The following is a 26,023-nucleotide window of genomic DNA, read 5'->3' on the forward strand; positions in this document are numbered from 1 at the left end:
AAAACACCGAAAGGGAGCGTCCAGTGGGCAACAGCGGCCCCTTCGACATCGTCGTCCTGGGTGGTGGCAGCGGCGGCTACGCGTGCGCGTTGCGCGCCGTGGAACTCGGCCGGTCCGTGGCGCTCATCGAGCGCGACAAGCTCGGCGGGACGTGCCTGAACCGGGGATGCATCCCCACCAAGGCGCTGCTCCACGCCGCCGAGGTGGCCGACCAGGCGCGCGAGGCCGCGACGTTCGGCGTCAAGGCCACCTTCGAGGGCATCGACGTCGCGGGCGTCAACGCCTACAAGGACAAGATCGTCTCCACCACCGTGAAGGGCCTGACCGGGCTGATCAAGTCCAAGAAGGGCATCACGATCATCGAGGGCGAGGGACGGCTCACCGGACCGTCCACCGTCCGCGTCACCGGGGCCGACGGCTCGTCCACCGACGTCGAGGGGCAGCACATCGTGCTGGCCACCGGGTCGCGGCCCAAGTCGCTCCCCGGCCTCGACATCGACGGCCAGCGGGTCATCTCCAGCGACCACGCCCTCGAACTCGACCGCGTCCCCGGCTCGGTGGTCATCCTCGGCGGCGGCGTCATCGGCGTCGAGTTCGCCAGCGTCTGGCGCTCGTTCGGCTCCGAGGTCACCATCGTCGAGGCCCTGCCCCACCTGCTCCCGCTGGAGGAGGAGTCCAGCTCCAAGCGGCTGGAGCGCGCCTTCCGCAAGCGCGGCATCTCCTTCGAGCTCGGCAAGCGGTTCGAGAGCGTCAAGACCACCCAGGGCGGCGTCGCCGTCACCCTGGAGGGCGGCAAGACCATCGACGCCGAACTGCTGCTGGTCGCCGTCGGCCGGGGCCCGGTCTCCGACGACATCGGGCTGGAGGCCGCGGGCGTCCGGACCGAGCGCGGCTTCGTCACCGTCGACGAGTACTGCCGCACCAACGTCCCCACGATCTCGGCGGTCGGCGACCTGGTCGCGACGCCGCAGCTGGCCCATGTCGGCTTCGCCGAGGGCATCCTGGTGGCCGAGCGGCTCGGCGGGCTCGCCCCGCGGCCGATCGACTACGACGGGGTGCCGCGCATCACCTACTCCGACCCCGAGGTCGCCTCCGTGGGCATCACCACCCAGGCGGCGCGGGACAAGGGATACGAGATCAACACGGTCACCTACGACCTGGCGGGGAACCCCAAGAGCAAGATCCTGGGGACGCAGGGCGAGGTCAAGGTGATCGCGGCCGTGGACGGCCCCGTCCTCGGCATCCACATGGTGGGCGCCCGCGTGGGCGAGCTCATCACGGAGGGTCAGCTCATCTACAACTGGGAGGCCCTGCCCGCCGAGGTCGCCCAGCTGATCCACCCGCACCCGACCCAGTCCGAAGCGATCGGTGAGGCGCATCTCGCCCTCGCCGGCAAGCCATTGCACGTGCACGGCTGAACGCCGGCACAGATCGAAGGAGTCGCTGAGAGCCATGCCGGTCTCCGTCACCATGCCCCAGCTCGGCGAGAGCGTCACCGAGGGCACCGTCACCCGCTGGCTGAAGAAGGAGGGTGAGCACGTCGAGACGGACGAGCCGCTCCTCGAAGTGTCGACCGACAAGGTCGACACCGAGATTCCTTCACCCGCTTCGGGCGTTCTGAGCAGCATCAAGGTCGCCGAGGACGAGACCGTCGAGGTCGGCGCCGAACTCGCGGTCATCGGCGAGGGCGGCGAGGGCGGCGAGGGCGCCGCCCCCGCCGAGGAGCCCAAGGCCGCACAGCCCGAGCCCGAACCCGAGCCCGAACCCGAGCCGCAGCAGCCCGCCGCGCAGCAGGCCCCGCCGCCCGCCGCGTGGCCGCCGCCCGCCGCCCAGCAGCCCCCGGCCGCACCTCCGGCGCCCGCGCCGGCCGCGCAGCCGCCGGCTCCCGCCCCGGCCGCCCGGCAGGACTCCGCCCCGGCGCAGCCCTCGGCACCGTCCGGCGACGGCCCGTACGTCACGCCGCTGGTGCGCAAGCTGGCCTCCGAGCACAACGTCGACCTGTCCACGGTCAAGGGCACCGGCGTCGGCGGCCGCATCCGCAAGCAGGACGTCCTGGAGGCCGCCCGCGCGGCCCAGCAGGCCGCCCAGGCCCCGGCGGCACCCGCCGCCCCGGCCGCCGCGCCCGCCGCCCCGAGCAAGCCGGCCCCCGCCGCGGCCCGTCCGGCCCCGGCCACCGCGCCCGCCGACCAGATCGCGCTACGCGGCCAGACCCAGAAGATGCCCCGCATCAGGCAGACCATCGCCCGCCGCATGGTCGAGTCGCTGCACATCTCGGCCCAGCTCACCACGGTGGTCGAGATCGACCTCACCAAGATCGCGCGGCTGCGCGACCGGGCGAAGGCCGACTTCCAGGCCCGCGAGGGCGTGAAGCTGTCGTTCACGCCGTTCTTCGCCCAGGCCACGATCGAGGCCCTCAAGGTCCACCCGAAGCTGAACGCCGTCATCGACAGCGAGACCCACGAGGTCACCTACCACGACGTCGAGAACCTCGGCATCGCGGTCGACGTGCCCGAGCGGGGCCTGATGGTCCCGGTCATCCACAACGCCGGCCAGCTGAACCTGGGCGGCCTCGCCCAGCGCATCGCCGACGTCGCCGAGCGGACCCGCACCAACAAGGTCAGCCCGGACGAACTGGCGGGCGGCACGTTCACGCTGACCAACACCGGCAGCCGAGGCGCGCTGTTCGACACCCCGATCCTCAACCAGCCCCAGGTCGGCATGCTCGGCACCGGCGCCGTCGTCAAGCGCCCCGCCGTCATCGACGACCCCGAGCTGGGCGAGGTCATCGCCGTCCGGTCCATGGCCTACCTGGCCCTGACCTACGACCACCGCCTCATCGACGGCGCCGACGCCGCCCGCTTCCTAGGCACCATCAAGCACCGCCTGGAAGAAGGCAACTTCGAAGCCGACCTCAACCTCTAACCCCAATCCAAAGCCGTGTGCCGCCGCCCCGAGGGCGGCGGCACACGGCTTTTGGTTGGGGGGTCGTGTTGGGCGGGTGGGGGGCTAGGTCGGGGGTTACGGTGGGTGGGTGAAGATCGTTGTCAGTGGGGCCAGCGGACTTATCGGGGGCAGGCTCGTCAAGGAGCTGCTCAGGGACGGGCACGAGGTCGTGCGGCTGGTGCGGCGGGAGCCGCGGGGGGCGGGCGAGGCTCGGTGGAGTCCCGGGGGGTCGGTTGATGCCTCGGCGCTTCGGGGGGCGGATGCGGTGGTGCATCTGGCGGGAGCGGGCGTGGCCGACCGGCCCTGGACGGCGTCGTACAAGCGGCAGATCCGGGAGAGCCGGCTCCAGGGGACGCGGACGCTGGCCGAGGCCATCGCCGGGGCGGACGATGGGCCTCGGGTTCTGGTTTGCGGGTCGGCGGTCGGGTTCTACGGTGACCGGGGCGGCGAGGAGCTGGACGAGACCTCGCGGGGCGGAACGGGCTTTCTGGCCGATCTGGTGCGGGATTGGGAGGCGGCGGCCCAACCGGCGGCAAACGCGGGCGTACGGGTCGCCTACGCGCGTACAGGCATCGTCCTGGACGCCAAGGGCGGGCTCATGGGCAAGACGCTGCTGCCGTTCAAGCTCGGGCTGGGCGCCAAGCTCGGGAACGGGCGGCAGTGGATGAGCTGGATCTCCCTGGACGACGAGGTCGCCGCGTTGCGGCATCTGATCGATCACGAGGTGGCGGGGCCGGTGAACCTGACGGCGCCCGCGCCGGTGACCAATGCCGAGTTCACCAAGGCGCTCGGGCGGGCGCTGGGACGTCCCGCCGTGCTGGCGGTGCCCGCGTTCGCGTTGCGGGCCGTCCTGCGGGGGCTCGCGGACGAGGGGCCGCTGGTCAGCCAGCGGGCCGTGCCGAACCGGCTGTCGGAGACCGGGTTCGCGTTCATGCACCCGGAGCTGGACGGCGCCCTGCGCGCATTGCTCAGATGATGACGTCCTCACCAAGAAACCCCAAAATGACACATGATCCCTCTCGGTAGTCGTACGGTGACACTGAGAGCAGTTCCGAACGGGAGTGAGCCGCGATGAGCACGGACGGACAGCCGCACATCCTCGCTATCGGTGGCGGGACACTCGTCCCGGACGACCGGTACGGCATGTCGCCCAGCCCCCTTATGCGTTACGCCCTCGACCTCACCGGCCAGGACCGCCCGCGGATCTGCTTCCTCACCACGGCACTCGGCGACGGCAACGAGTACATCGCCCGCTTCTACGCGGCGTTCTCCCGGCTCGACGCCGAGGTCAGCCATCTGGCGCTGTTCCCGATGCCGAACGTGGCCGACGTCCGCTCGCACCTGCTCGCCCAGGACCTGATCTACGTGTCCGGCGGCAGCGTGGCCAACCTGCTGGCGCTGTGGCGGCTGCACGGCGTGGACGAGGTCATGCGCGAGGCGTGGCACGAGGGCGTGGTGCTGTCCGGGCAGAGCGCGGGCGCGCTGTGCTGGCACGTCGGCGGCAACACCGACTCCTACGGGCCGCAGCTGCGCCCGCTGACCGACGGGCTGGGCTTCCTGCCCTACTCCTGCGGCGTCCACTACGACAGCGACACCCAGCGGCGCCCGCTGCTGCAGCAGCTCGTCGGCGAGGGCACGCTGCCCGGCGGCTACGCCGCCGACGAAAGGGTCGGGCTGCACTACGTGGGCACCGAGTTCGTCCAGGCCGTCTCCTACGGCGACGGCGCGCACGCCTACCGGATCGAGCCCGACGGCTCGGGCGCGGCCAAGGAGACCGTGATCGACCCGAGACGGCTGGCGTCGCTCTAGCGCGTAGGCTGGACGCCGTGAGCGACCTTGACGCACGCGTTGCGGTACGGGAACTGGTGATCGTCCACGTCGGGTTCGGGACGGCGGCCGTCCCCTACGTCCAGGGCTGGGACCTCCAGAAACGCACGCTGGAACGCCGCCTGGCGGACGAGATCTCCGACACTCTGCTGCTGCTGGAGCACGAGCCGGTCTACACCGCCGGCAAGCGCACCGGCGCGCTCGACCGTCCGGTCGGTGACCCGGGGGCCCCGGTGATCGACGTCGATCGGGGCGGCAAGATCACCTGGCATGGTCCCGGGCAGCTGACCGGCTACCCGATCGTCAAGCTTCCCGACTCCAAGAGCGGCGTGACCTTCGTCCGGCTGCTGGAGCGGATGATGATGGCGGTCTGCGCCGAGTTCGGGCTGGAGACCAAGTTCGTCGAGAGCCGCAGCGGTCTGTGGGTGCCGGGCACCCCCGACCGCAAGATCGGCTCGATCGGTCTCCGGGTGCGCCAGGGCGTGACCATGCACGGCTTCCAGATCAACTGCGACAATGACATGTCGTGGTTCGACCGGATCATCCCGTGCGGGATCAGCGACGCCGGCTCGACCTCGCTCAGCCGGGAGCTGGGCCGCCAGGTCACGGTCGCCGAGGTGACGCCGATCGTCGAGCGTCACCTGGCCGAGGCGCTGGGTGCGGTGGAGGTCTTCCACCGCACCACCACGCAGCTCGACACGGTCAGCGTCTGATCTCCGCCATGACCTTGTAGACGGCCTGGCCGTCGGTGGCCGCCGTCCGGAAGAAGCGCGTCAGCTCCTCGTAGGCGGGCTTGAGCGCCTTGTCGCGCGCCCTGACGTCGAGGGTCTTGGCGTCCTGGACGTCCGCCGCCGCCATCGCGGCCGGGTCGAAGCGCCCGGCGATCGTGGCGAACGGCGTGGCCGCCAGATGGTCGGCGGTCGGCTTGACCCGGTCGGGCGCCAGGTAGATGACGTCCAGGCCGAGCTCGGCGGCGCCGTCCTCGGTGAGCAGCCGCCCGCCGCAGACCACGTCGGCCTCGGGCGGCCGTCCTTCCCAGGCGTCCCCGGTGATCAGGAAGTGCAGGGCCTGCCAGTACATCCCGAGGTCGACCACCTCCCCGGCGCGCTTGCGCCAGCCGGGCTGCCCGAAGAGGCTGCGCGCGATCCGGCCCGGATCCGGCTCCCCCTCCAGCACCGGCGGCACCCTGAGGTACGACATTGCCAGACCCACGGCTGACCCTCCTGCTTACGACATGACGACAGGGAGTCACCCTAGAGAGATCGACAGCTACCAAGGGTCGAAACGCGGGAAATGGCTTGGGGCTCATGTTCTGGCAGACGATCCGGCGGATGTGCCGAGTCCGTTGATCGCGACGTAATCTGTTGAGGTGACGACGGTGACACCTGAGGGGCGCAAGCTCCTGCGCATTGAAGCCCGCAACGCCGAGACCCCCATCGAGCGCAAGCCCGACTGGATCAAGACGCGTCTGAAGATGGGGCCCCAGTACAAGGAACTCACCAAACTGGTGAAGTCCGAGGGGCTGCACACGGTGTGCCAGGAGGCCGGGTGTCCCAACATCTACGAATGCTGGGAAGATCGCGAGGCCACGTTCCTCATCGGCGGCGACCAGTGCACCCGGCGCTGCGACTTCTGCCAGATCGACACCGGCAAGCCCGCCGCGCTCGACCGTGACGAGCCGCGCCGCGTGGCCGAGTCCGTGGCCCAGATGGGCCTGAAGTACGCCACCGTGACCGGTGTGGCGCGCGACGACCTCGAGGACGGCGGCGCCTGGCTGTACGCCGAGACGGTCCGGCAGATCCACGCCGCGATCCCCGGCTGCGGCGTCGAGCTGCTCATCCCCGACTTCAACGCCGACCCCGACCAGCTGGCCGAGGTGTTCTCCTCGCGTCCCGAGGTGCTGGCGCACAACGTCGAGACCGTCCCCCGCATCTTCAAGCGGATCCGTCCCGGGTTCCGCTACGAGCGCTCCCTCGAAGTGATCACCAAGGCGCGGGAGGACGGGCTGGTCACCAAGTCCAACCTGATCCTGGGCATGGGCGAGAACCGCGAGGAGGTCTCCGCGGCGCTGCGCGACCTGCACGCGGCCGGTTGCGAACTGATCACGATCACCCAGTACCTGCGTCCGAGCCCCCGGCACCACCCGGTGGAGCGCTGGGTCAAGCCCGAGGAGTTCGTGGAGCTGTCGGCCGAGGCCGAGGAGATCGGGTTCGCCGGGGTGATGTCCGGGCCGCTCGTCCGGTCCAGCTACCGGGCCGGGCGCCTCTACAAGCAGGCCGTGGAGGCTCGGCAGGAGTAGGACACGACTATCCTTGGGGATATGTCGAACAAGCCCACGGACGGGGCCCAGGAGCGTCCGGGCCGTTTCAACCAGATCCGCATGGTCGCCCGGCTGCTCAGGCAGGCCGATCCCAAGGCCCTGCCGATCGTCTTCGCCTCGGCGATCGGCACCCTGGTCGTCGTCCTCCTCATCGGGATGCTCATCGGCCAGCTGTGGTTCTTCATCCCGCTGGCGCTGCTGGCCGCGTTCGCCGTCGGCATGATCATCTTCGGTCAGATGGCCCAGCGCGCGCAGTACAAGGTGATCGCGGGCCAGCCGGGGGCGGCCGCGGCGATCCTGAAGAACATGCGCGGCGGCTGGACGGTCACCGAGGCGGTGAGCGGCAACCGCAACCTCGACATGGTGCACCGTGCGGTCGGCCGCGCCGGGGTCGTGCTGGTGTCCGAGGGCCCGCGCTCCCGGGTGGGGCCGCTGCTGGGCGCGGAGAAGAAGCGCATCTCCCGTGCCGCCCAGCAGGTCCCGATCTATGACGTCCAGGTCGGGGACGACGAGGGCCAGATCCCCGTCGACAAGCTCCAGCGGCACCTGATGAAGCTCCCCCGCAACCTGTCCAAGGGCCAGGTCGCCGAGCTGAACGACCGCCTCCAGGCGCTCCCCCGGTCGATGCAGATGCCCAAGGGCCCGATGCCCAAGGGCGCCAAGATGCCCAAGGGCCCCAAGCCCAAGATGCGCTGAGACCTACCGAAGGCGCCCCCAGTCGACGGGGGCGCCTTTCTCAGAAGTTCACAACGACGGTGTTGGCCGCCCGATCGTGCAGACCGCGGTAGTCGCGGTCCCAGATCAGGGCGGGGACGACCAGCAGCAACAGCAGCGTCCTGACCAGGCCCCACAGCGGCCCTACGGGGCCGCCGCCCAGCCGCACCACCCGCAGGCCGCACAGCCGCTTGCCGATCGTCGTCCCGACCAGCCCGGTCATCAGCCAGACCGAGACGCCGAAGACGGCCGACGTCCCCAGTTGCCGCTCTATCGGTGACCAGCCCAGCGCGTTGGCCAGAAGCGCGGCCACCAGCAGCGCCAGCAGCCAGTCGAGGAAGAGCGACACCAAGCGCCGCCCGTATCCCGCGACGGAACCGCTGCCGCTCTCCGGAAGGCCGAGGCCCTCCCCCGGGTACCCCAGGTCGGCCCCCGCCGCGCGCGCGCCGCCCAACCACGTCTGCGTCCAGCGCGCTTCCGAAGCCGGCCGGTCCTTCCCACTGCTCATAGCCATACGCTATCCCGTCCCTGGGTAAAGACCTGACTGGGTCGGGCCCAGCGCCTGGCTCCTGACACCGTGTGACGCGTAACACAGACGAAACACATGGGACATGGCCGGGAAACGGCGCTCCCGTAGCCTGCCGTAAGCCCAGATAGCGCCCCAGGGAGGCTGGATGTTCAGCAGCGCCGAAGAGGTCCTGAGCTACATCAGGAACGAAGGTGTGCGATTCGTCGACTGCCGGTTCGTGGACCTGCCAGGCAAGATGCAGCACTTCACGTTCCCGGTCGAGAGCTTCGGTGAGAGCGTCTTCACCGAGGGGCTCATGTTCGACGGGTCCTCGGTCCGTGGATTCCAGGAGATCCACGAGTCGGACATGCTCCTGTTGCCCGACCCCGCCACCGCCGTCCTGGACCCCTTCCGCCAGCACAAGACGCTGAACCTCAACTTCTTCGTGCACGACCCGCTGACCGGGGAGCCCTACAGCCGCGACCCGCGCAACGTCGCCAAGAAGGCCCAGGACTACCTGCGCGGCACCGGCGTCGCCGACACCGTCTACGTCGGCCCCGAGGCCGAGTTCTACATCTTCGACGACGTCCGCTTCGAGACCAGGGAGAACGCGGGCTACTACTACCTCGACTCGGTCGAGGGCGCCTGGAACACCGGACGCGAGGAGCCGGGCGGCAACCTCGGCGCCAAGCCCCCCTACAAGGGCGGCTACTTCCCCGTCCCGCCGATGGACCACTACACCGACCTGCGCTCGGAGATGGTCACCCAGCTGCTCAACGCCGACATCCATGTCGAGATGCAGCACCATGAGGTCGGCACCGCGGGCCAGGCGGAGATCGACTTCCGCTTCGACACGCTGCTCAAGACCGCCGACAACCTGATGCTGTACAAGTACATCGTCAAGAACGTCGCGCGCGCCGCGGGCAAGACCGTCACGTTCATGCCGAAGCCGATCTTCGGCGACAACGGCTCGGGCATGCACGTCCACCAGTCGCTCTGGAAGGACGGCTCGCCGCTGTTCTACGACGAGGTCGGCTACGCGGGCCTGTCGGACAACGCCCGCTACTACATCGGCGGCCTGCTCAAGCACGCCCCGTCGCTGCTGGCCTTCACCAACCCGACGGTGAACTCCTACCACCGCCTGGTCCCCGGCTACGAGGCCCCGGTCAACCTGGTCTACTCCCAGCGCAACCGCTCGGCCTGCATCCGCATCCCGATCACCGGCTCGAACCCGAAGGCCAAGCGCGTCGAGTTCCGCGTCCCGGACCCGTCCTGCAACCCGTACCTGGCCTTCTCCGCCATGCTCATGGCCGGCCTCGACGGCATCAAGAACAAGATCGAGCCCGCCGAGCCGGTCGACAAGGACCTCTACGAGCTCCCGCCCGAAGAGGCCCGCGCCATTCCCCAGGTCCCCGGCTCGCTGGAGGAAGTCCTGACGGCCCTGGAAGCCGACCACGACTACCTCCTGGAAGGCGGCGTCTTCACCCCGGACCTGGTCGAGACCTGGATCGCCATGAAGCGCGAGTTCGAGATCGACCCGATCCGCCTCCGCCCCCACCCCCACGAGTTCGAGTTGTACTACGACATCTAACTCGCTCTTCGTCACCGGTGAGCCCCCTGGCCCTGAGGCCGGGGGGCTCACTGCGTGGGAGGGTGGGGAGGGGATCGAGGGAGGGGTCGTGCGGGCGGTCTGGGTGGTTCCGGTGGTGGTGATGAGCGCCGCTTGTGGGAGTGAGGTGGTGCCGGCGGCGCCGCGGGCTTCGCCTTCGGTGTCGGCTTCGGTTTGGGCGCCGCCGCCCTGTCCTCGGTCGGGGCTCAGGGTTTCGGCGGACGAGGCCGACGCGGCGATGGGGTTGCGGGTGATGAGCCTGCGGATCGTCAACTGCGGCCGGAAGCGGTTGCGGGTCAAGGGGTATCCGCAGGTGGCGCTCTTCGACGCGGAGGGGAAGGCGCTCAAGGTGCGGGTGGGGCGTGGGGCGGCGGGGGTGGCGACCTTGCCCGAGTTGGACCGTGCGCCGGGGACGGTGAGTCTGAAGCCGGGTGAGCAGGCCGTGGCGGGGGTCGCATGGCGGAATCTGGTGCTGGACGGGGTGAAGGCCGCCGAGACGGCCGACGCCGTGGACGTGACGGTGTCGCCGGGGACGGCGGTTCAGCGGGTCGTCGGCGTCAATATCGATCTCGGGACGACCGGCAAGGTGGGGGTCGGGCCATGGGTGCGGGCACCCGAGTCTCAGAGGCAGCCCTCGAACTGAGGGACGCCCAGGTGGGTGAGGTCGAGGCCGGTGCCGGAGAACCATTTGCGGACGAGCCTTTGGGCCGTGCCGTCCTGGTACATCTGGGTGATGGCGCGGTTGAGGGCCTCGCAGGCGTCCGGGTCGCCGCGGCGGATGCCGATGGCGGTGTGCTGCTCGCTGATCTGGGCGCCGACGAGGCGGAGGCCGCGGCCCTCGCGTTTGATGAGGCCCGCGAGGATCACGTCGTTGGTGGTGATGGCGTCGATGCGGTCGGCCTTGAGCAGACTCATGCACTGGTCGTAGTGGTCGGCGGGGACCTGGACGACGGTCATCCCGCGCAGCGTCGCGACGCGGCGGGCGGGGTCGGAGCCCTTGACGGCGCAGAAGCGGCGGCCCTTGAGGTCGCGGACGCCCCGGGCGCGGTCGTTCTGGCGGACCATGATGTCCTGGTAGGACACGAAGTAGGGGCCCGCGTAGGCGATCTCGGTCTTGCGGTCCGGGGTGATCGACAGGGTGGCCAGCATCATGTCGACGCGGCCGGACACCAGGAACGGGATCCGGTCGGAGGCCAGCGCCGGGACGAACCTGACGTCGCGGTCGATCTTGCGGGCGACGTAGCGGGCGACGTCGATGTCGAAGCCCTCGAAGGTGCCGTCCTTGCGCTTGAGGCCCAGGCCGGGCAGGTCTGGGCGCACGCCGACCGTCAGGGTCTCCTTGTCCAGGAGGGAGCCTTGTTCGGTTGTTCCGCACGCCGTCAGGCCGCACGCCAGGGCGACGGCCGTCAGGATGCGCGCTGTTCGTCCGGGCATCGAGCGCCGTCCCCCGCGAGCTAGAGTGATCGACGCAGATTATCGGTGATCATCCGCGAAAATGCGGATAACGACCACATCCGGACGTCATTCGGGGTGGTCGGGGCGTTGGTCGGGCGGTACGCCGCCGCCTTCTCCGCCTCCCTTGTCGCCCTTGTCGGTTCCGTGGGCGTGGCCCCCGGTGCGGGTCGGTTTGGGGTCGGTGGCCTCGGGCGCGGGCTCCTCGGTGACCGAGGTGCGCTCCGACCTGCGCAGGTCGCGGTCCTGTGGGTTGGGCATCTGTTCTCTCCTTTCCCTTGTGCCCCTACCCGGACTGGTCGGAGGCATGCTCGTCGGGTTTGTGGGCCAGGAGATACGCCTGGGGTGTGGTGTCGTACTTGTTGGGCGGGGTGGTCAAGTGGGCGGCCATGACGAACCCGGCGTCGGCGAGGAGCTCGGTCACGCGGTCGGGTTGCCAGCGGTAGGAGTCGAGCGCCACCGGGTGGCCGTGCGGCTGGTCGACGCGCAGGGGTTCGTCGCCGATCTGGAAGGCCAGGACGAGGTGGCCACCGGGGGCGAGCGCCCGGTGGAACTCGGCGATGGCGTCCGGGACGAGCTCGGGCGGCAGGTGGATGATCGAGTACCAGGCGACGATGCCCGACAGCGCGCCGTCGGCGACGGGGAGCTCGGTCATCGTGCCCTCCTCGAACCGGACGGCGGGCAGGGCGCGGCGGGCGTGCGCGATCATTCCGGGCGACAGGTCGAGGCCGAAGACGTCCACGCCCAGCGAGTCGAGCAGCGCGGTGGTGTGGCCGGGCCCGCAGCCGACGTCGGCCACCTTTCCCCCGGCGGCCAGTTCGGCGAACGCGCCGAGGAAGGCGCGGCCCATCACGTTCTCGGCGAGCTCGGTGCCGTAGCAGACGACGTAGTCGTCGGCGATCGTGTCGTAGAAGCGTCGTGCCTCGCTCAGGTGGTCGGTCATGGCGGCGAACCTAGCCGACCCGGCCGACCGGGCGATGTCGGTGGCTGCTGGCATCATGGGCACGGTGACGAGGGAGGACGCCAGGGCGCGAGCGGAGCGGGCGCCCAAGGACGTCCTGCGCGACGGGACGGCCCTGTGGGGTTCCGCGCGCGACCTGATCGGTGACCATCGCGGTGCGCTGCGGGAGGTTCACGGGGCGCTGGCGCCGCTGCGGACGGAGGCGGCGCGCGAGCAGCTCGCCGAGATCCCGCTCGGCCGGCTGAAGGACGTCACCGGGGGCCAGCTTCGCCTCACCGCGCTCGAACGGGCCGAATACGGCTCGGTGCTCCAGGTGCTCGACGCCTCGCCGTACGAGCTGCAGGCGCTGCCGGGTATCGGGCCCAAGACCGCGCAGCAGGTCCACGCGGCGGCGCGGCAGATCTGCGAGGCCGCCGAGCGGGCGGCGAGCGTCCGGATCGATGTCGAGGGGCGCGACGACCGCACCACGGCACTGGTGATCGCGCTGCACCGGCTGGTCAACGCCGGGCCCGACCTCCCCCGGGCGCGGGCGGCGGCCGACGAGATCGACCGGCGGCTTGCGGCCCTGGTGCCGGTCGCGCGGCGTGGCGTGGGCTTCTGGCGGCGGTTGTTCGCCGGGCGCGCGCGCAAGGAGCGGGCCTTCGAGGCGCTGGCCGGCATCGCGGAGGTGCTGCGCGGGCAGGTCGAGCCCGAGCTGATCCCGCAGGCGTCGGTCGACCTGCTCCGGCCGGACGCGCGGCCCGACGAGGCGTGGATCGACTTCGAGCTGCGCGCGTCCGACTATTACGCCCTGCTCGCCGAGATCGCGGCGCTGGAGCCCGAGCGTCACGCGGCCGAGGGGTTCCTGCCCGACGACATCGCCCAGCGGGTCAAGGACCAGCCGCTCGACCAGAGCCGCCTTCGGGTGTCGCTGCGCGGGTACCAGTCTTTCGGGGCGCGGTTCGCGCTCGCGCAGCGCCGGTCGATCGTCGGTGACGAGATGGGGCTGGGCAAGACCGTCCAGGCCCTGGCGGCGATGGCGCACCTGGCCAGCGAGGGCGCGACGCATTTCCTGGTGGCGTGCCCGGCCAGCGTGCTGATCAACTGGACGCGCGAGATCGAGGGGCGCAGCGCCCTGACGGCGGTCCCGGTGCACGGCCCCGACCGGGCGAACGCCCTGAAGGAGTGGGCGCGCGACGGCGGTGTCGCGGTCACCACGCTCGACACCCTGCACACGCTCGACGTCCCCGACGACGTGCGGCCGGGGCTGTTCGTGGTCGACGAGGCGCATCTGGTGAAGAACCCCGAGACGCGGCGGTCCCGGGCGGTGGCCGGGTGGTGCGCGCGCACCGAGCGGGTGCTGTTCCTGACCGGCACGCCGATGGAGAACCGCGTCGAGGAGTTCCGCAATCTGGTGGCGCGGCTGCGTCCCGACCTGCTGCCCGAGATCAGGCGCAGCGACGCGGCGATGGGGCCCGAGGCGTTCCGCGCGGCGGTGGCGCCGGTCTACCTGCGCCGCAACCAGCCTGACGTGCTGGTCGAGCTGCCCGAGGTCGTCCATGTGGACGAGTGGGAGGAGTTCAGCGCCACCGACGAGGCCGTCTACCGGCGGGCGGTGGCGTCCGGCAACTTCATGGCGATGCGCGCCGCCGCCTACGCCGACCCCCGGGGCTCGGCGAAGCTGCGGCGGGTGGTGGAGCTGGTGGAGGAGGCCGAGGCCAACGGGCTGAAGGTAGTGGTCTTCTCCTACTTCCGGGCGGTGCTGGCAGCCGTGGGGCAGGCGCTGGACGGCGCGGCGCACGGGCCGATCGCCGGTGACGTCCCGGCCGTGCGGCGCCAGCTCATCGCCGACGGCTTCGGGAACGTGCCCGGACACGCGGTGCTGCTGGCGCAGATCCAGGCGGGCGGCACGGGCCTGAACCTCCAGGCCGCCTCCGTCGTGATCATCTGCGAGCCGCAGGTGAAGCCCGCGCTGGAGCACCAGGCCGTGGCGCGGGCGCATCGCATGGGGCAGGTCAGGCGCGTCCAGTCGCACCGCCTGCTGACCCCCGACAGCGTCGACGAGCGGATGCTGCGGCTCCTGCGCTCCAAGGACGCCCTGTTCGACGCCTACGCGCGCCGCAGCCAGGTCGCCGAGTCCAACCCCGAGGCCCTCGACATCTCCGAGCAGAGCCTGGCCGCCCGCATCGTCGAGGAGGAGCAGGAGCGTCTGGCGGGCCACGGATAGATCGGTGGTCAACGCGTCGGCACCTGGGGTCGGGGAAGTTCTGGACGGTCCGTCGTGTTTCGATGGGCGACATATTTCCGGACGATCAAAGGGGATCCATGGCGACGGTGAAGGTCGAGCGCACCGAGGACGGTTTCGAGGCCACCAACGACCGGGGCGCGCGGGTCGCGATCGGCGACTCCGACGCCGAGGGCGTGTTCTCGCCGGTCGAGCTGCTGCTGGCGGCGCTGGGGGGCTGCGAGCTGGTGAGCGTCGAGCCCCTGACCGCCCAGCGGGGGCACCGGCTGGTCCGGCTGGCCGCGACGGTCGAGGCGGAGAAGGTCGCGACCAGTTCGCTGGGGACGATCACCATCAGCTATGACGTCGAGCTCCCCGAGGGCGACGAGCGGGCCGCCGACGTGTTCGCCAAGGTGGCCAAGCGCGTGCACGACAGCTACTGCACGGTCGGGAACGCCCTCAAGGAGCCGAAGAAGGTCGACCAGATCCTCCCGTAGCCGTTCAGCCGCAGGTGGCTCCGTTGGACGGGACGACGCCGTCCAGCAGATAGGCGTCGACGGCGCGGCGGACGCACGGGTCGCCGGTGTCGTAGGCGCCGTGGCCCTCCCCCTGGAGGGTGAGGAGCGCGGCGCGTCCGCCCAGTCCCTTGGTGAGGGCGGGGGCCCAGGCATACGGGGTGGCGGGGTCGCCGGTGGTGCCGATGACGACCATCGGCGCGGCACCGGGGGCGCTCACCTCCCGGGCGGCGGGGTCGCCCGGGACGGGCCAGCCCGCGCAGTCCAGCAGGTCCCACGCCAGGGACGGCCCGAAGACCGGCGACACATTGCGGTATCGGGGCAGCAGCTCGCGCACGTCGGCGGCGTCGTAGCGGTCGGGAGTGTCCGCGCAGGTGATCGCGGTCCGGGCGGCGTCCAGGTTGCCGTAGCGGCCGTCGCCGCGCCGCCCGTTCCGCGTGTCTGCCAGCGCGAGCAGGACGGTGCCGCCGCCCCGCTTCGCCTCGGTCAGGCCCCGCGCGAGCGCCGGCCAGAGCCGCTTGGAGCGCAGGGCGGCGGAGACGCCGGTCGTGCCGAGGCTCTGGGTGAGCTCCCGGCCGTCCGCGGCGGGCAGCGGACGGCGGTCGAGCTCGTCCAGCAGAGCGGCGATCGAGGCCTGGCCGACGCCGGAGGGGCAGGCCCGCGCGCAGAACGCGGCGAAGTCGCCGAGCGCGCGCTGCGACGCCGCCGCCTGCTGGAGGCCGAGGTCCAGCGGGCCGAGCTCGGTGTCGACCGCCCCGTCCAGGACGGCGCGGCCGACCCTTCCCGGCAGCTGGTGGGCGTAGTGGCCGCCGAGCCACGTCCCGTAGGACGTCCCGAAGTAGTGGAGCCGCCGGTCGCCGAGGACGGCGCGGACGACGTCCAGGTCGCGTGCGGCGTTGGACGTCCCGACATACGGGAGAAGGCCCCCCGAGTTGGTCTGGCAGGCGCGCCGGAAGGACGTGTGGCCGCCGGTGAGCGCCGTTTCCTCCGCCGGGTCGTCGGGCGAGGCGTCCAGGGCGACGAAGCGGTCCATGGACGCGTCGTCCAGGCAGTCGACGGCGGTGCTGCGTCCTGCACCGCGCGGGTCGAAGCTCACCAGGTCGTAACGGGTGTTGAGGTTCCGGTAGCCCGCCGCGGCCCGCCTGAGGCCCTCGATGCCCGAGCTGCCGGGCCCCCCGAAGGCGAAGACCAATGACCCGAGGCGGCCCTGGGGGCGCGCGGCCCTGACCCTGACGAGAGCCAGGGCGATCGTCCCGCCGTTCTCAGGGGCGGAGTAGTCCCGGGGTACCTTGACGCTGGTGCATTCGAAGGGGGCGCCGCAGCCCTTCCACACGGGACGCTGGCCCAGGACGGAAGCCGGAAGTGCCCGGGACGCCCACGCCGCGCTCCGGGTGGAGTCGGCGCTCCTCCCCCAGGTGGACAGGCCAAAAGCGGTCACCGAGGCGGCCATGGCCACCGCGACAGCGGGTATTGGCCTGGTCCACGCCATTTGCGCCCTCCGTTCGTCTCACGGGGGGCTCAGATGACCTACCCACCCCCTATGAGCTGATGCATCATCGACCACAGGGGTCACTCCCCCATACATCCACGAACGTCTCCCCCGAAAGTCCGGATGCGGCATCGGGGGCGTACTACTCAAGTCTGAGATGAAGACCATTCGGCGTGGTGATCTCAAGACGGGGGCCGCGCCGCAAAGATAGGTACCATGGCCCAAATCGCCCCAGCACGACCCCGAGGCCAGTCCGACCAGGCCCATCGCGCGGAGACGCGGACCGGCCGGCCGCGGCTGCCGCGGTCGCTGACCGCACCGCCGCTCTGGCGCGAGCTTCTGCTCATCGCCCTGTTCTACACAGGCTATACGGTCACCCGTATGGTCCTGGTTCAGGACGGAACGGGACCTGCCTTCGCCCACGCGGACCAGGTCCTCACGCTGGAGCGATATCTCGGGATCGATGTCGAACTGGGCGTCAACCAGTGGCTGCTCGGCGTGCCCTGGCTGGCCAAGGCGGCCAACATCTTCTACGGCACCGCCCATTTCGGGGTGACGCTGGTCGTGGTGGTCTGGGTCTATCGCCATCGCCCGCAGGACTACCGCTGGCTCCGCACCGGGATCATGGTCGCGACCGGCATGGCGCTGATCGGGTTCTGGCTCTACCCGCTGGCCCCGCCGCGCTTCCTGCCGTCCGAGGGGTTCGTCGACCCGGTGTCGGCGCTGCAGACCTGGGGCCTGTACGCCAGCGACGCCTCGGCCAACCTGACCAACCAGTACGCCGCGATGCCGTCGATGCACGCGGGCTGGGCGCTGTGGTGCGGGTTCATCCTGGTCCGCACGACCCGGCGGTGGGCCAAGGTGCTGGGCGTGCTCTACCCGGCGACGACCGTGTACGTCATCCTCGGTACGGCCAACCACTACATCCTGGACGCCATCGCGGGCATCGCCCTGATCGCCGGGGCCCTGGCGATCTCCTGGCTCCTCTACCACCGGCCGCCGTCGTGGGTGCGCAGCCTCCCCGGACGCACCCGGGCGCTGGCGTCCCGCTGGTCGCAGCCGATCGTGCCGGTGTTCGCGCCGGGCGGCGAGGTTCCCGCCCCCCGCCGGGCCGCGACCGCGCGAACTGAGAAGACACTGACCGAATCCGCACCGCCCGGTGGTGCGCACCGGTCCGCCATTTGAGATCCTAGAGATCATGGCCAGGTCGGTGGACGTGTCGGGGGCCGGCTCCCGTCCGGCCCGCCCCGCGGCGAGCTCCACGCAGGAGGCCGCCCGCGGCGCGGGCCGTCCTCGCCTGTGGCCTGAGCTGGTGATGCTCCTGGTCTGCTACCTGGCCTACGAGGCGGTGCGCAACCTGGTGCCGCGCGACCACGCGATGGCCGTCCACCGGGCCTACGAGATCCTCAACCTCGAATACACGCTGAACCTGGACGTCGAGTACTCGCTCAACCGGTTCTTCGTCACCAACGGCTGGCTCGCGGTGCCCGCCAACTACTTCTACTCCACGCTGCACTTCGTGATCACGATCGGCGTGATGGTGTGGCTCTACGTGTGGCAGCCCGCCCATTACGCCCGCTACCGGTCGCTGCTGTTCGCCACGACCCTGCTCGGCCTGGTCGGGTTCTGGCTCTACCCGCTGGCCCCGCCGCGGATGCTGCCCGGCTTCACCGACACGGTGATCAGCTTCGGGACGTGGGGCATCTACGACTCCGGCCCGACGGCCACGGTGTCCAACCAGTACGCGGCGATGCCCTCTATGCACATGGCCTGGGGCCTGTGGTGCTCGGTGGCCGTGCTCGGCATCGTCCGGCGGCGCTGGGTGGTGGTGCTCGCGGTCCTGTACCCCGCCGCGACGCTGGTGGTGATCATCGGGACCGCCAACCACTACACGCTGGACGCCCTGGCGGGCTGCCTGGTGCTGGCCATCGGGTACGCGCTGAGCCGCGTCCCCTATCGCGCGAGAGCGCTGATCCTGGCGCGGTCGAGATCCGAGCCGGACCCCGTCCGCCCCTCCCCCTGACTGGGCACCGTCCGCCCTCCCAGCCGAACGCCGTCCCCCCTGGCTGGGCGCCGTCCCCCCTAGCTGGACGCCGTCCGCTCCTCCCAGCCGAACGCCGTCCGCCCTCCTCGGAGCCGAACGCCGTCCGCCTGGCCGGGCGCCTAGAGGCCGGCTACTTCCTCGCCGTAGAAGACGCGCTCGACGACGGCGCGTGCGCGCCGCGCGCACCGGCGGTAGTCCTCCAGGAGGTCCCCGGCGCCCGGGTAGCCCAGCACCCGGGTGACGGCGCTGCGTTCGTGGTGGTGGTCGGTCGGGAGCAGGTCCGAGGCCCTCCCCCGCACGAGCATCATCGTCCCCCTGATCCGGGTGGCCAGCTCCCACGCCTCCGACAGGACGGCGGCGTCCTCGGCGTCCAGCAGGCGCGCCGCCACGGCGGCGTCGAGGGCGGCGAGCGTCCGGGTGGTGCGCAGCGCGGGGACCTCCTGGGCGTGGCGCAGCTGGAGGAGCTGGGCGACCCACTCCACGTCCGACAGGCCGCCGGGGCCGAGCTTGGTGTGCAGGCGCCGCTCGACGCCACGCGGCAGCCGCTCGGACTCCATCCGCGCCTTCAGCCGCCGGATCTGGCGCAGGGCGTCCTCGTCGATGCCGTCCTCGGGCCAGCGGACGGGGTCGATCACCGCGCGGAACCGCTCGCACAGGTCGGGGTCGCCGATCAGCGGGTCGGCGCGGAGCAGCGCCTGGCTCTCCCAGGGCGCCGACCAGCGGGCGTAGTAGGCCGCGTAGGACGCCAGCGTGCGCACCAGCGGCCCCTGGCGTCCCTCGGGACGCAGGTTGGGGTCGATCTCCAGTGGCGGGTCGGGAGCGGGCAGGGCCAGCAGGCGGCGCAGCTCCTCGGCCACGGCGTGCGCGGCGCGTCCCGCCTCGCGCTCGTCGGCGCCGGGCAGCGGGTCGTGGACGAACATCACGTCGGCGTCGCTGCCGTAGCCGAGCTCGTGGCCGCCGAACCGGCCCATGGCGACCACGGCCATCCGGGTCGGCAGGGGGCTCCGGCGCTCCAGCTCGATCTTGTTGATGGCGGCCCGCAGCGCCGCCTCGACGGTCACGGTCGCGATGTCGGTGAGGGCCTCGCCGACCGTCCTGACGTCGGCCAGGCCGAGCAGGTCGGCGACCGCGACCCGGAACAGCTCGCGGCGCCGCAGCGCCCGCACGACCGCGACCGCGTCCTCGGCGGTGCTGCCCGTCGCGGGGGTGTCGCGGTCGGCATGGCGCCGGACGGCGGCCAGCGCCTCGGTCCGCAGCGCCGCGAACGGCCGGGGCGCCAACTCGGCGGCGCTGCCGAGCATGGTGACCGCCTCGGGGGCGCGCAGGAGCAGGTCGGTGGCGTACAGGCTCGATCCGAGTACCCAGGCCATCCGTTCGGCCACGGTCACCTCGTCGCGCAGCAGCCGCAGGTACCAGGGCGTGGTCCCGAGCGCGTCGCTCACCCGGCGGAAGCCGAGCAGCCCCGCGTCGGGATCGGGCGCGTCGGCGAACCAGCCGAGCATGACCGGGAGCAGCGTCCGCTGGATGGACGCGCGGCGCGACACCCCCGACGTGAGCGCCTCGATGTGACGCAGGGCGCCCGCCGGGTCGTTGTAGCCGAGCGCCTCCAGGCGCGACCGGGCGGCCTCGGGGGTGAGCCTGGCCTCCTCCCCGGGGAGACGGGCCACGGCGCGCAGCAGCGGACGGTAGAAGAGCTTCTCGTGGATGCGGCGCACCTCGCGGGCGTGCCGCCGCCACTGCCCGGTGAACTCCCGGACGGGGTCGGCGCGCAGCCCCAGAGCGCGGCCGAGGCGGCGCAGGTCGGCGGGGTCGTCGGGCACCATGTGGGTCCGGCGCAGCCGGTGCAGCTGGACCAGGTGCTCGACGCGGCGCAGGAACCGGTAGGCCGAGGCCAGCGCGGCGGCGTCGTCCCGTCCGACATAGCCGCCCGCCGACAGCGCCGCGAGCGCCTCGAGGGTGGCCGCGCCGTGCAGGGTGTCGTCGGTGCGCCCGTGCACGAGCTGGAGCAGCTGGACGGCGAACTCCACGTCGCGCAGGCCGCCGGGCCCCAGCTTGAGCTGCCGCTCGGCCTCGGCGATCCGCTCGTTCAGGTGCGCCTCGACGCGGCGGCGCATCGACTGGACGTCCTCGACGAAGCCGACCCCGGCGGCGGCCTTCCACACCATCGGCGCGATGGCGTCGATGTAGCGGCCGCCGAGCTCGGCGTCCCCGGCGACCGGACGGGCCTTGAGCAGGGCCTGGAACTCCCACGTCTTGGCCCATCGCTCGTAGTAGGCCCGGTGGCTGGCCAGAGTGCGCACCAGCGGCCCGGACTTGCCCTCGGGACGCAGCGCCGCGTCGACCTCCCACAGCGAGCCCTCGGTCGTGCTGGCCGAGCACGCGCGCATCATGGCCGAGGCCATACGGGTGGCCGCGCGCAAGGCGGCGTCCTCGGGGTGGCCCTCCCGCGCCTCGGCGACGAAGATGACGTCGACGTCGCTGACGTAGTTGAGCTCGCGCCCGCCGCACTTGCCCATGCCGATGACGGCCAGGCGGCACGAGACGTGCTCGGGGACCTCGGCGCGCGCGATGGCCAGGCCCGCCTCCAGGGCGGCGGCGGCCAGGTCGGCCAGCTCCGCCGCGACCCCGGGCAGGTCGTCGGCGCCGCCGGTCAGGTCGCGTCCGGCCAGGGCCAGCAGGAGGCGCCGGTATCCGGCGCGCAGATCGACCAGAGTGTCGGGTGCGGCGTCGCGGGCCACCGGCTCGGCCGAGGCGGGGTCGGCGCCGACGGCGCGCAGCAGCTCGGCGCGGAGCTCGGCCGGGCTCGGGCGCTCCGGCTGCCGCTCGGCCGCGTCGTCGCCGGACGGGGCGTCGCGCAGCACCCGCCAGTCACCGGGGTGGCGGACGAGATGGTCGGCGAGGGCGGCGCTGACGCCGAGCACCGTCAGCAGGCGTCCGGCCATGTCCGGCTCCTCGGCCAGCGCGGCCCGCAGGTCGTCGTGGGAGGTGTCCGGCACGGCCAGGACGCGCAGCAGGCCGTCCAGGGCGAGGTCGGGATCGGCCGTGGCGCCCAGGCGCTCCAGCAGCCCGCCGGAGGACAGGCCCGCGGCGCCCGGGCCCGCGTCCAGCAGGGCGCGCTCGGCCCGTCCCGGGTCGGTGAAGCCAAGCCTGGCCAGGCGTCCGGCCAGGGAGGGACGGCGGTCGGGGGTCCACGACTCGGTCACCTCCTCAACCTATTCGGACGGGCACCCGGTGGAAGGGGAAGCACGCGGCGCGGAGATCTCGATTCCGTCTCCACCTCCGCGCCGCACCCGGGGTAAACCCACAGTGATCTTGAGGCGTCTCCCTCACGACTCCCCCGCGAACGTTCCAGGAACACCCGACGACAGCAGGGATGTGCATGAGAATCCGTTCGATCTCCGCGGCGGCCACGGTCGCGGCGGGAGCCGCCGCTGTCCTCACCTTCACGGTGCCCGCCAGCGACGCGGCGTCCGCCCCCCGCCCCCAGACCTCCGACTTCAACGGCGACGGCCACCGCGACCTGGTGATCGGCAGCCCCGAGGGCTACGTGAAGGGCCACCGCCACGCCGGCTTCGTCACCGTGGTCTACGGCGGCCCCGCCGGGCCCGACACCCGCAAGCGCCAGCACCTCGACCAGGACAGCCCCGGCGTGCCGGGCGCGCCCGCCGAGAGCGACCAGTTCGCCTCGGCGATCGCCACCGCCGACTTCGACGGCGACCGCTACTCCGACCTGGCGATCGGCACGCCCTTCGGCAAGGGCGTCGTCATCGTGTACGGCGGGCCCAAGGGCCTGACGGCGCGCACCGTCCATCTGAAGGCCGGGGGCAGCGACGCCGGGGTCAAGCTCGTCGTCGGCGACTTCAACCGCAACGGCGTGCCCGACCTGGTGTTCAAACCGGGACGCAGCGCCGACCACTTCATGACCTACTCCGACTTCAAGAACCGGCCCGTCGCCGGGACCAGGACGTCCGCCTCGGCCGACGAGGGCCTGTGGTTCGCCCTGCCGACCGGGGGCGACTTCACCGGGGACGGCTACACCGACCTGGCCATGCAGGTCGTGGCCGATATGGACGGCCACCCGGCCTACCAGTACGTCGAGCTGCGGCTGGGTTCGCCGAAGGGCCTCGGCCCCGCCCGGCGCATCCGCGGCGACATCGGCGACGCCGGGGTGTCGGGCGACGTCAACGGGGACGGCAAAGCCGACCTGATCGCCCGCGGCCGCACCGAGGACACCGGCGAGGGCGAGCCGAACAAGGGCGCGATCAAGGTCTTCCTCGGCACCGCCACCGGCCTCGGCAAGCCGGTGACCATCACCCAGGACACCCCCGGCGTCCCGGGGACGGGCGAGAAGAACGACGAGTTCGGCGCCCAGCTCGCCGTCGGCGACGTCAACGGCGACCGGCGGGCCGACGTCGCCGTCGGCGCGCCCCTGGAGGACATCGGCAAGGCCGGCAACGCCGGCAGCGTCACGATCCTCTACGGCGGCCCCAAGGGACTCACCGCCAAGGGCGCCCAGGGCTTCTCCCAGGACACCAAGGGCATACCCGGGACCGCCGAGCGCGGCGACTACTTCGGCCAGGGCCTGTCGGTCGCCGACCTCAACCGCGACGGCCGCGCCGAGGTGTCGGTCGGCGCCCCAATGGAGGACACCTGGACCCCACCGGGCACGGCCTTCACACGCTGGGAGGGCCGCGTCTACATCCTCCGCGGCGCCAAGACCGGCGTGACCCTGGCAGGCCTCCGCCACTTCGGCCCAGACGCCCTGGGCCTAGCCCGCCGCAACGCCCTACTCGGCGACCCCCTGCTCCCCTAACCCCCACCACCCGTCCTCTGGCCCTCCGGGGTCAGAGGACGGCGATGAGGCGGCGCCGCTCGAACTCGGTGACCTGCCGCCGATAGTCCTCCCGGCGCACCGGCAAGGCCGCAGTCAGGCGCGGTGCCCGAGTGGCATCAGCTTGACCGTCGGCGCCGCAGCGGGCGACGGCGATGACGGCGGGCGGGCGCGTTGGAAGGTGCGGCGAGGGTCGACGGCGGTACGGCCGGGTCGAGCTCGATGAGACCCTTGCCGGGCCGCCACCAGTAGGCCTTCGGCGTGCACGAATCATCGGATGCGGCGTGCATGTCTCGCGCCACCTGGAAGAACACCGGCAGGACCTCGCTCACGGGCGCCGAGCCGATCGGGTAGAGCAGCATCGTGCTGTGCGAGGGCAGGGCCAGCAGCGCACCGGCGCCGCCCGCGTCCGGCAGGAATCGGTGCACCTCGGTGAGCAGTGCCGAGACATACCGGGATCCGGGCTGGGAGACCACCCGAACCGACTCGGTCATGGTCAGCGGCATCTCATGGAGCCGGACGTCCGCCAAGCGGTCATGGGTATTCGTGACGGCGCTGCCGAGGCGGCGGTTCATTCCCATGAGGGCCGCCAGGTCTCGACTCAGAGGCTTGGGGCGATGGGGCAGGTCGATGACCACGACGGCATCGAAGTACCTCCCCACCGCGATGACCACCATGCCCTCGCGCTCGGCCTCGGTCAGTTTCGGCACGACGCGCACGCGCAGCAGATCCTGGAAGCTTTCGCACAGCTCACGGACGTCCCCCATGAGGTCGAGCTCCGTGATCGCCAGAGCGAGACTGTCACTCAGGTCACGCAACCAGTCTTCGACCAGCGAGGGCCAGCTCTCGCGAGGCTCCCGCGCACACCGCTCCAGGATTCCCCAAGTACCGGCTCGAGGAACGAAACCACCGACCGCGATCTGCACCTCGGCCAGGTCGCGGTCGAACCGGGCGTCCGGGTTCACGCGGGGCAGAAGCTCCTCAATGAGATCGTTCACATGGACCGAGACCTCAAATATCTCCATATGGGGTCACAGCCTCACCGCTGACTCCCACCACCAGTGATGCGGCGGAATTCCCGGTGGTACCGCTTCGCTGGGCAGCGGATCGTAGCAGGGCAGCCGGTCGCGCAGTTCCTCGTCGACGTCGTTCACGTCGTCCATGTCGACAAGGGAGAACGCCACGCCACCCAGGTAGTTCTCGAAGAGCGTCTCCAGCGCCGACCGGTAAAGGCACGCACCGAACGCGCCCCCAGCTCCGGCGGCGAGCGCGTACGACTCCGCCTTCGAGACGTAGGCACCGAGCGATCCGCCGCGCCCGGCCATCAACTCGGCCAACGGCATCCGGCCGGCCTGGTCGTCATCGCCAGGCAGGCCCAGGCCCGTCGCAAGAACCATCAGCATGACCTGGTCGAACGGGCCGTCCCCCCGCAACCCGTCAAGTGCCTCGGTCAGGTAGCCCCCGCGGGTTCCGCCGAAGGTGTAGACGGCTCCTCGGGTCGTCCAGCCGAACGCTTCCAGGTAGGGACGCCCGGCACCCTCGATGCGGACGGCGGCCTCCAACGTCACCGAGATGCCCGCCGCGACGGGCGCCACGCGCTGGAACACCAGGCGCCGCACGCCCGCGTTCGTCGTGTGGGCCTTCAGTTCGCCTTCGGCGACCGTCCGCCCCGCCGCCCGGTGGTACGGACCGATCGGCGAGCCGCTCCCGCGCTCGTCCGCGGGAAGGTCATCGATGTGCTTCAGCGACTGCGTGGCCGCGTCGACGGGCGACTCGAACCCGAGCAGCCCGGCGGCCTGCCGCACCTGCTCGGGGATCGACGCGTCACCGAGCGTCAGGTCGACGCTCGCGCCCGAGCGCCCCAGCGCCGCGACCTCGTGAAGGTCAGCGTCCAGGCGTGCCTGCATCCGCCCGGGATCGGCCACCGCGACCAGCCGCGGGTCCGCTTCATTCGCCATCGCTGTCGACCATCCTCGTCACGCCGGTGCGGTGGCGCACCAGCACTCCTTGTCTCCGCACCGGAGCCACTCGGCCGACCCGGGCGCATTGCTCTGGTGCTCCTCCAGATCTCCCGAGAAGACCCTCGCGCGGTACTCCCACATGTCAACGGGCTTTGGCATCCACCACCACCAATACGACCTGGGCGCCCACGAGGGGATCTGCCCCCTGTGCACGGGAGTGGCGTCCCCGTCGAGTTCGCGGATCTCCTCGTCGGTCTCCTCAAGGTCATCGAGGACGAACCCGGCGACCACATCCCACTCAGAGTAGTCATCCAGCAACAATTGAAGCGCGGTGCGATGCTCGCACGTCATCCGGAAGCCGTCCGTCCGGCCGCGCGTCAGCCACAGGTCGACCTCCCCCACCTCGGCGGAGAACACGCCCTGCGGACCGTCGTCGGCTCCGAAGAGGTCGGCGATCTCCTTGCGCCGGACCCGGCCCCGGAGGGCCTCGGCCTCGGCGGGATCACGTCTCTCCCAGCCCGCCAGCGCGAGATAGACTTCCAGGAGATCACTCGCCACGGTCCGGGCATCGTCGCCTGGCCCGGCCCCTTCGAGCCTGGCCACCAGATCGGCGATCCGATCGTCCGTCACTGCCGTCGCCCTCTCC

At 71.6% G+C, this 26,023-nt stretch carries 24 protein-coding genes; 14 read left to right on the top strand and 10 right to left on the bottom strand.

Features of this window, described 5'->3' with window-relative positions; all coding sequences use genetic code 11:
* Positions 1-23 precede the first annotated feature (23 nt).
* The 5 genes from lpdA to lipB all read left to right on the top strand — a co-directional run bounded on the left by lpdA (position 24) and on the right by lipB (position 5,483).
* Complete coding sequence (gene lpdA, locus ACQPY4_RS27850; RefSeq protein WP_433325676.1) at positions 24-1,418, top strand: dihydrolipoyl dehydrogenase; 1,395 nt, start codon at positions 24-26, stop codon at positions 1,416-1,418.
* Between the two features lie 34 nt (positions 1,419-1,452).
* A complete protein-coding gene (gene sucB, locus ACQPY4_RS27855; RefSeq protein WP_433325678.1) occupies positions 1,453-2,922 on the top strand; it encodes a 2-oxoglutarate dehydrogenase, E2 component, dihydrolipoamide succinyltransferase in 1,470 nt (489 codons plus the stop codon).
* A gap of 109 nt (positions 2,923-3,031) precedes the next feature.
* Positions 3,032-3,919: a TIGR01777 family oxidoreductase gene (locus ACQPY4_RS27860; protein WP_433325680.1), complete on the top strand. Its 888-nt coding sequence runs from the start codon at positions 3,032-3,034 to the stop codon at positions 3,917-3,919.
* A 95-nt stretch (positions 3,920-4,014) separates the two neighbouring features.
* Complete coding sequence (locus tag ACQPY4_RS27865) at positions 4,015-4,752, top strand: Type 1 glutamine amidotransferase-like domain-containing protein (protein WP_433325682.1); 738 nt, start codon at positions 4,015-4,017, stop codon at positions 4,750-4,752.
* A gap of 17 nt (positions 4,753-4,769) precedes the next feature.
* The gene (gene lipB / locus ACQPY4_RS27870) at positions 4,770-5,483 is read left to right on the top strand and encodes a lipoyl(octanoyl) transferase LipB (RefSeq protein WP_433325684.1); all 714 of its coding nucleotides are present in this window, start codon (positions 4,770-4,772) and stop codon (positions 5,481-5,483) included.
* Here the strand turns inward: lipB and ACQPY4_RS27875 are convergent.
* Complete coding sequence (locus ACQPY4_RS27875) at positions 5,473-5,982, bottom strand: YfbM family protein (protein WP_433325686.1); 510 nt, start codon at positions 5,980-5,982, stop codon at positions 5,473-5,475. The two genes, lipB and ACQPY4_RS27875, sit on opposite strands and share 11 nt — an antisense overlap.
* Positions 5,983-6,139: 157 nt before the next feature.
* On the opposite strand from ACQPY4_RS27875, the gene lipA reads away from it, so the two are divergent.
* Both lipA and ACQPY4_RS27885 read left to right on the top strand, forming a co-directional pair.
* Positions 6,140-7,069 carry a lipoyl synthase gene (gene lipA, locus ACQPY4_RS27880; RefSeq protein WP_433325688.1) on the top strand — a complete coding sequence of 310 codons (930 nt, stop codon included), beginning with the start codon at positions 6,140-6,142 and terminating at the stop codon, positions 7,067-7,069.
* 21 nt (positions 7,070-7,090) lie between these two features.
* Complete coding sequence (locus ACQPY4_RS27885; protein WP_433325690.1) at positions 7,091-7,786, top strand: DUF4191 domain-containing protein; 696 nt, start codon at positions 7,091-7,093, stop codon at positions 7,784-7,786.
* Between the two features lie 40 nt (positions 7,787-7,826).
* Here the strand turns inward: ACQPY4_RS27885 and ACQPY4_RS27890 are convergent, their stop codons facing one another.
* The gene (locus ACQPY4_RS27890) at positions 7,827-8,312 is read right to left on the bottom strand and encodes an RDD family protein (protein WP_433325692.1); all 486 of its coding nucleotides are present in this window, start codon (positions 8,310-8,312) and stop codon (positions 7,827-7,829) included.
* 166 nt (positions 8,313-8,478) lie between these two features.
* Between ACQPY4_RS27890 and glnA the strand changes: the two genes are divergently transcribed.
* Positions 8,479-9,903 carry a type I glutamate--ammonia ligase gene (gene glnA / locus ACQPY4_RS27895; RefSeq protein WP_433325694.1) on the top strand — a complete coding sequence of 475 codons (1,425 nt, stop codon included), beginning with the start codon at positions 8,479-8,481 and terminating at the stop codon, positions 9,901-9,903.
* Positions 9,904-9,991: 88 nt separating this feature from the next.
* Entirely contained in the window at positions 9,992-10,564 is a 573-nt protein-coding gene (locus ACQPY4_RS27900) for a DUF4232 domain-containing protein (protein ID WP_433325696.1), read from the top strand.
* Here ACQPY4_RS27900 and ACQPY4_RS27905 read toward each other — a convergent pair.
* From ACQPY4_RS27905 to ACQPY4_RS27915, 3 genes are all read right to left on the bottom strand, one after another.
* Positions 10,543-11,355, bottom strand: a complete 813-nt coding sequence (locus ACQPY4_RS27905) for a transporter substrate-binding domain-containing protein (RefSeq protein WP_433325698.1) — start codon at positions 11,353-11,355, stop codon at positions 10,543-10,545. The genes ACQPY4_RS27900 and ACQPY4_RS27905 overlap by 22 nt on opposite strands.
* 87 nt (positions 11,356-11,442) lie before the next feature.
* Positions 11,443-11,634, bottom strand: coding sequence for a hypothetical protein (locus ACQPY4_RS27910; protein WP_433325700.1), 192 nt, complete (start codon positions 11,632-11,634; stop codon positions 11,443-11,445).
* Between the two features lie 25 nt (positions 11,635-11,659).
* Positions 11,660-12,316 carry a class I SAM-dependent methyltransferase gene (locus tag ACQPY4_RS27915; RefSeq protein WP_433325702.1) on the bottom strand — a complete coding sequence of 219 codons (657 nt, stop codon included), beginning with the start codon at positions 12,314-12,316 and terminating at the stop codon, positions 11,660-11,662.
* Here ACQPY4_RS27915 and ACQPY4_RS27920 point away from each other — a divergent pair.
* Together ACQPY4_RS27920 and ACQPY4_RS27925 are read left to right on the top strand one after the other, a co-directional pair.
* A complete protein-coding gene (locus tag ACQPY4_RS27920; RefSeq protein ID WP_433325704.1) occupies positions 12,315-14,540 on the top strand; it encodes a DEAD/DEAH box helicase in 2,226 nt (741 codons plus the stop codon). The genes ACQPY4_RS27915 and ACQPY4_RS27920 overlap by 2 nt on opposite strands.
* Before the next feature lie 98 nt (positions 14,541-14,638).
* A complete protein-coding gene (locus ACQPY4_RS27925) occupies positions 14,639-15,034 on the top strand; it encodes an OsmC family protein (RefSeq protein ID WP_433325706.1) in 396 nt (131 codons plus the stop codon).
* A 4-nt stretch (positions 15,035-15,038) separates the two neighbouring features.
* Here the strand turns inward: ACQPY4_RS27925 and ACQPY4_RS27930 are convergent, their stop codons facing one another.
* On the bottom strand, positions 15,039-16,541 hold the full coding sequence (locus ACQPY4_RS27930; protein ID WP_433325708.1) for an alpha/beta hydrolase: 1,503 nt from the start codon (positions 16,539-16,541) through the stop codon (positions 15,039-15,041).
* 216 nt (positions 16,542-16,757) lie between these two features.
* Here ACQPY4_RS27930 and ACQPY4_RS27935 point away from each other — a divergent pair, with 216 nt between their 5' ends.
* Together ACQPY4_RS27935 and ACQPY4_RS27940 are read left to right on the top strand one after the other, a co-directional pair.
* Positions 16,758-17,726, top strand: coding sequence for a phosphatase PAP2 family protein (locus tag ACQPY4_RS27935; protein WP_433325710.1), 969 nt, complete (start codon positions 16,758-16,760; stop codon positions 17,724-17,726).
* Between the two features lie 13 nt (positions 17,727-17,739).
* On the top strand, positions 17,740-18,564 hold the full coding sequence (locus tag ACQPY4_RS27940) for a phosphatase PAP2 family protein (protein WP_433325712.1): 825 nt from the start codon (positions 17,740-17,742) through the stop codon (positions 18,562-18,564).
* 140 nt (positions 18,565-18,704) lie between these two features.
* Here ACQPY4_RS27940 and ACQPY4_RS27945 read toward each other — a convergent pair whose 3' ends face one another.
* Entirely contained in the window at positions 18,705-21,788 is a 3,084-nt protein-coding gene (locus tag ACQPY4_RS27945; RefSeq protein WP_433325714.1) for a bifunctional [glutamine synthetase] adenylyltransferase/[glutamine synthetase]-adenylyl-L-tyrosine phosphorylase, read from the bottom strand.
* 176 nt (positions 21,789-21,964) lie between these two features.
* On the opposite strand from ACQPY4_RS27945, the gene ACQPY4_RS27950 reads away from it, so the two are divergent.
* Positions 21,965-23,398: an FG-GAP-like repeat-containing protein gene (locus tag ACQPY4_RS27950; RefSeq protein WP_433325716.1), complete on the top strand. Its 1,434-nt coding sequence runs from the start codon at positions 21,965-21,967 to the stop codon at positions 23,396-23,398.
* A 137-nt stretch (positions 23,399-23,535) separates the two neighbouring features.
* On the opposite strand, the gene ACQPY4_RS27955 is transcribed toward ACQPY4_RS27950, so the two are convergent.
* Genes ACQPY4_RS27955 through ACQPY4_RS27965 form a run of 3 tightly spaced genes read right to left on the bottom strand, consistent with a single transcriptional unit; the run spans position 23,536 to position 26,007 of the window.
* Positions 23,536-24,441 carry a hypothetical protein gene (locus ACQPY4_RS27955; RefSeq protein ID WP_433325718.1) on the bottom strand — a complete coding sequence of 302 codons (906 nt, stop codon included), beginning with the start codon at positions 24,439-24,441 and terminating at the stop codon, positions 23,536-23,538.
* Between the two features lie 6 nt (positions 24,442-24,447).
* Entirely contained in the window at positions 24,448-25,374 is a 927-nt protein-coding gene (locus ACQPY4_RS27960; RefSeq protein WP_433325720.1) for a hypothetical protein, read from the bottom strand.
* An 18-nt stretch (positions 25,375-25,392) separates the two neighbouring features.
* Positions 25,393-26,007 carry a hypothetical protein gene (locus tag ACQPY4_RS27965; RefSeq protein ID WP_433325722.1) on the bottom strand — a complete coding sequence of 205 codons (615 nt, stop codon included), beginning with the start codon at positions 26,005-26,007 and terminating at the stop codon, positions 25,393-25,395.
* Positions 26,008-26,023 lie beyond the last annotated feature (16 nt).

It is taken from the genome of Spirillospora sp. CA-294931 (assembly GCF_050946795.1).
Lineage (GTDB): Bacteria > Actinomycetota > Actinomycetes > Streptosporangiales > Streptosporangiaceae > Spirillospora.